The 4,811-nt window shown below is 68.1% G+C and carries 3 protein-coding genes; 2 read left to right on the forward strand and 1 reads right to left on the reverse strand.

From position 1 onward, the window contains the following. Nucleotides 1–264, reverse strand: a 264-nt coding sequence (locus tag FKP22_RS21215; protein WP_141289679.1) for a TetR/AcrR family transcriptional regulator, incomplete at its 3' end; no start/stop codon positions are given. Between the two features lie 83 nt (nucleotides 265–347). Here FKP22_RS21215 and FKP22_RS21220 point away from each other — a divergent pair. Then, nucleotides 348–1,559 (forward strand): efflux RND transporter periplasmic adaptor subunit, encoded by a 1,212-nt coding sequence (locus FKP22_RS21220; protein ID WP_141289680.1) that lies wholly within the window; start codon nucleotides 348–350, stop codon nucleotides 1,557–1,559. A 4-nt stretch (nucleotides 1,560–1,563) separates the two neighbouring features. Then, nucleotides 1,564–4,698: an efflux RND transporter permease subunit gene (locus tag FKP22_RS21225; RefSeq protein WP_375140604.1), complete on the forward strand. Its 3,135-nt coding sequence runs from the start codon at nucleotides 1,564–1,566 to the stop codon at nucleotides 4,696–4,698. The last annotated feature ends 113 nt before the right edge of the window (nucleotides 4,699–4,811 follow it).

Raw genomic sequence — 4,811 nt, forward strand, 5'->3', positions numbered from 1 at the left:
GGCGTCTATCCAGGCCAGGCGGGCAGCAACGATCTGTTCAACCAGGAAACCGATGATGGCTTCCTTGCTGGGGAAGTAGCGGTAGATCTGGCCCACGCTCATGCCAGCCTCTTCTGCCACCTGGGCCATGCTGGCGCGGTGGAAGCCGGTGCGCAGCACGCAGCGCGCCAGCGCGTTGGCAATCTGCAGGCGGCGCAGTTCGTCCCGCTCGGCCTTGGCGAGGCGGGCCGGCGAAGCGGCGGGCGAATCAGCGGAAGGGTTCACGTTTCTTTGCACGGCGCGGTGGGTTCAGCAGCACACAGGTTCATAGAATAAATGAGAATGAACGTTCACACTCACACGTCACCATGAACTTTACCTGCCACCTCCGCCGTCCCGGCTCGCGTCCGGCCTTGTTGATCGTTGCCGCCGCTTCGTCGGTCGTCGTCGCGCTGGCGGGCTGCTCGCCGGCTGCCCAGGCACCGGCTGCACGGCCGCCGGTGGAAGTGGGCGTGGTGACGCTGAAGCCCGAAGCGCTGGCGCTGCAGACGGAGCTGCCCGGCCGCGTGCGTGCCGCCAACAGCGCCGAGGTGCGGCCCCAGGTGGGCGGCGTATTGCGCGCCAGGTTGTTCGAGGAAGGCAGCGTGGTGAAGGCGGGCCAGGTGCTCTACCGCATCGAGCCGGCCACCTACCAGGCGGCGGTGGACCAGGCGCAGGCCGCGCTGGTGAACGCCGAAGCCAGCGTGGGCGCGGCCAGGCTGAAGGCCGAGCGCTATGCCGCGCTGGTGAAGATCAACGGCATTGCCCAGCAGGACGCGGATGACGCGCAGGTCAGCTACCAGCAGGCGCTGGCCTCGGTGGCCGAGAAGAAGGCGGCGCTGGCCAGCGCCCGCATCGACCTGGCGCACACCGAGGTGACCGCGCCCATCAGTGGCCGCATCGGCATCTCCAGCGTCACGCCGGGCGCGTTGCTCACGGCCAGCCAGACGACTGCGCTGGCCACCATCCGCGGGCTGGACAAGGTGGACGTGGACCTGACGCAGTCCAGTGCCGAGCTGTTGAAGCTGCGCCGCTTGCTGGCCGGCGCGACGATGAAGGCCGGCAGCACCGCCGTCAACCTGAAGCTGGAAGACGGCAGCGCCTACGCGCAGGCCGGCACGTTGAAGCTGCAGGAAGTGGCGGTGGACGAAGCCACCGGTTCGGTCACGCTGCGCGCCTCTTTCCCCAACCCCGAAGGCCTGCTGCTGCCCGGCATGTACGTGCGCGCGGTGCTGGCCCAGGCGCAGGACAGTGCGGCGCTGCTCGCGCCGCAGCAAGGCGTGACCCGAGACCCCAAGGGCAATGCCACCGCGCTGGTCGTCAACAGCGCCAACAAGGTCGAGCAGCGCACGCTGACCACGGACCGCGCGATTGGCGACCGCTGGCTGGTCGGCAGCGGCCTGGCCGCCGGCGAACGGCTGGTGGTGGAGGGCAGCGACAAGGTCAAGGCCGGTGACACGGTGAAGCCGGTCGCGGTCGAACTCGGCGCCAAGCCAGCGGCGACCGCCGAAGCCGCGGCCTCTGCCGTGAAGGGAGGCTGAGATGCTGGCCCGCTTCTTCGTTCACCGGCCCATCTTCGCGTGGGTCATCGCCATCGTCATCATGCTGGCGGGCGGCGCGGCCATCACTTCGCTGCCGGTCGCGCAGTATCCGAACATCGCGCCGCCCACGGTGCGCATCTCGGCCACCTACACGGGTGCTTCCGCCGAGACGGTGGAGAACAGCGTCACGCAGATCCTGGAGCAGCAGCTCACCGGGCTGGACGGGCTGCTGTACTTCTCGTCGTCGAGCTCGTCGTCCGGCTCGGCCAGCATCAGCGTGACCTTCGAGGAAGGCACGAATGCCGACACCGCGCAGGTGCAGGTGCAGAACAAGGTGCAGCAGGCGCTGACCCGGCTGCCCCAGTCGGTGCAGACGCAGGGCGTGACGGTCACCAAGTCGCAGAGCGACTTCCTGATGATCGTGGCGCTCTACGACCAGACCGACAAGACCACCGCGACCGACATCGCCGACTACCTGGTGAGCAACCTGCAGGACCCGATCGCTCGTGTGGACGGCGTGGGTGGCGTGCAGGTCTTCGGCTCGCAGTACGCGATGCGCATCTGGCTGGACCCGGCCAAGCTGGCCTCGTTTGCGCTGATGCCGTCTGACGTGGCGTCCGCCATCGAGGCGCAGAACACCCAGGTCTCGGCCGGCAAGATCGGCGCGTTGCCGGCCGCCGCCGAGCAGCAGCTCAATGCAACCGTGACCGCGCAGTCCAAGCTGCAGACGCCCGAGCAGTTCCGCCAGATCGTCATCAAGCACGACAGCACGGGCGCCGCGGTGCGCCTGAGCCAGGTCGCGCGCATCGAGATCGGCAGCGAAAGTTACGACAACGTGACCCGGCTCAACGGCCACCCGGCTTCGGGCCTGGCCGTTCAACTGGCGCCAGGCGCCAATGCACTCTCCACCGCAACGCGTGTGCGCGACACGGTCTCGCAACTCCAGCACGGCATGCCCGACGGCTACCAGGTCGCCTACCCCAAGGACAGCACCAAGTTCATCAAGATCTCCATCGAGGAGGTCGTGAAGACGCTGTTCGAGGCCATCGCGCTGGTGGTGGTCGTGATGTTCGTGTTCCTGCAGAACTGGCGCGCCACGCTGATTCCGGCGCTGGCGGTGCCTGTCGTGCTGCTGGGCACCTTCGGCGTGCTGGAGGTGTTCGGCTACTCGATCAACACGCTGACCATGTTCGCGATGGTGCTGTCCATCGGCCTGCTGGTGGACGACGCCATCGTGGTGGTGGAAAACGTCGAGCGCGTGATGCGCGAGGAAGGCCTGTCGCCTCGCGAGGCCACGCTGAAGTCCATGGGCGAGATCACCGGCGCGCTGGTGGGCATTGCCACCGTGCTGTCGGCCGTGTTCCTGCCGATGGCATTCTTTGCCGGCTCCACCGGCGTGATCTACCGCCAGTTCTCGCTGACCATTGTCGCCTCCATGGTGCTGTCGGTGGTGGTCGCGTTGACGCTCACACCGGCTTTGTGCGCGACGCTGCTGCAACCCCACCACGGCCCGGCCGCCACGCGCGGTTTTGCCGGCTGGTTCAACCGCAATTTCGATTCGCTGATGCAGCGCTACGACGGCCGCGTGGCCCGCGTGCTGGTGCGCCCGCTGCGCTGGCTGCTGGGCTACGGCGCCATCGTCGCGGTGCTGGCGTTGCTGTTCCTGCGCCTGCCCACCGGCTTCCTGCCGCAGGAAGACCAGGGCGAGGCCATGGTGCAGTACAGCCTGCCGGTGGGCGCCTCGGTGGCGCGCACGATGGAGGTGGCCAAGCAGGTCGAGAACCACTTCCTGAAGGACGAGGAGGACAACACCGAAGCCATCTTCACGATTGCCGGTTTCAACTTCAACGGCAGCGGCCAGAACGCAGGCATGGCCTTTGTCGCGCTGAAGGACTGGAGCCAGCGCAGCGGCACGGCCAACCGTGCGGATTCGATCTCCGGCCGCGCCACGCAAGCGCTGTCCACCGTGCGGGACGCGCGCGTCTTCGCGCTGAACCCTCCTGCCATCCAGGGCCTGGGCCAGTCCAACGGCTTCGAGTTCCAGCTGCAGGCTGCCGCCGGCACCACGCGCGCCCAGCTGAAGGACCTGCGCGGCCAGTTGCTGGCCAATGCCGGCAAGGACAGCCAGCTCAGCGCCGTGCGCGCCGGCAGCATGGAAGACACGCCGCAGCTGAAGGTGCAGGTGGACAACGAGAAGGCCTTTGCATTGGGCCTGTCGCTGGACGACATCAACAGCACGCTGAGCGCTGCCTGGGCCGGCGACTACGTGAACGACTTCATCGACCGCGCCCGCGTCAAGAAGGTCTACATCCAGGGCGACGCGCCGTTCCGCGCCAAGCCCGAGGACCTGGACCAGTGGTACGTGCGCAGCAGCGCCGGCACCATGACGCCGTTCTCCGCCTTCGCCACCACGCAGTGGACCTACGGGCCCGAGAGCCTCTCGCGCTACAACGGCCTGGCCTCGTACGCGATCCAGGGCTCGGCCGCAGAAGGCAAGAGCTCAGGCGTGGCGATGGACCGCATGGACACGCTGGCCAGCGAACTGCCGGCCGGCACCAACCATGCCTGGAGCGGCCTGTCCTACCAGGAGCGCCTGGCCTCGGGCCAGACGCTGAAGCTCTACACCATCTCCATCCTGGTGGTGTTCCTGTGCCTGGCCGCGCTGTACGAAAGCTGGTCGGTGCCGTTCTCGGTGCTGCTGGTGATCCCGCTGGGCGTCGTCGGTGCGGTGCTGGGCGCGACCGTGCGCGGGCTGGAGAACGACGTGTACTTCCAGGTCGCGCTGCTGACCACCATCGGCCTGTCGGCCAAGAACGCGATCCTGATCATCGAGTTCGCCCAGGCCGCCGTGGCCCGCGGCATGGACACGATGGCCGCGGCGCGGGAGGCTGCGCGGCTGCGCCTGAGGCCCATCCTGATGACCTCGCTCGCCTTCATGGCTGGCGTGCTGCCATTGGCGCTGTCCACCGGCGCAGGGGCCAACAGCCGCATCTCGATTGGCACCGGCATCATCGGCGGCACGCTCACCGCCACCGTGCTGGCCGTCTTCTTCGTGCCGCTGTTCTTCGTGCTGGTGCGCCGCCTCGGTGTGCGGCGCGGCAAGCAGGCCGCGGCCACCCCCGTGATCCAGGAGGCTTGAGCCATGCGTTCCGTTTTCTCCACTCTCGCCATCGCTTCGTTGATCGCGCTGCTCGCCGGCTGTTCCACGCTGGCGCCGACCGACGCCGCACCCACCGGCGCCGTGCCCACGCA

Origin of the sequence: Ideonella azotifigens (assembly GCF_006519715.1) — a bacterium.
In the GTDB taxonomy this organism is placed as follows: domain Bacteria; phylum Pseudomonadota; class Gammaproteobacteria; order Burkholderiales; family Burkholderiaceae_C; genus Ideonella; species Ideonella azotifigens.

Excerpts from the sequence above, each read along its gene's own strand:
- FKP22_RS21220 (WP_141289680.1), top strand. The coding sequence starts at position 348 with ATGAACTTTACCTGCCACCTCCGCCGTCCCGGCTCGCGTCCGGCCTTG.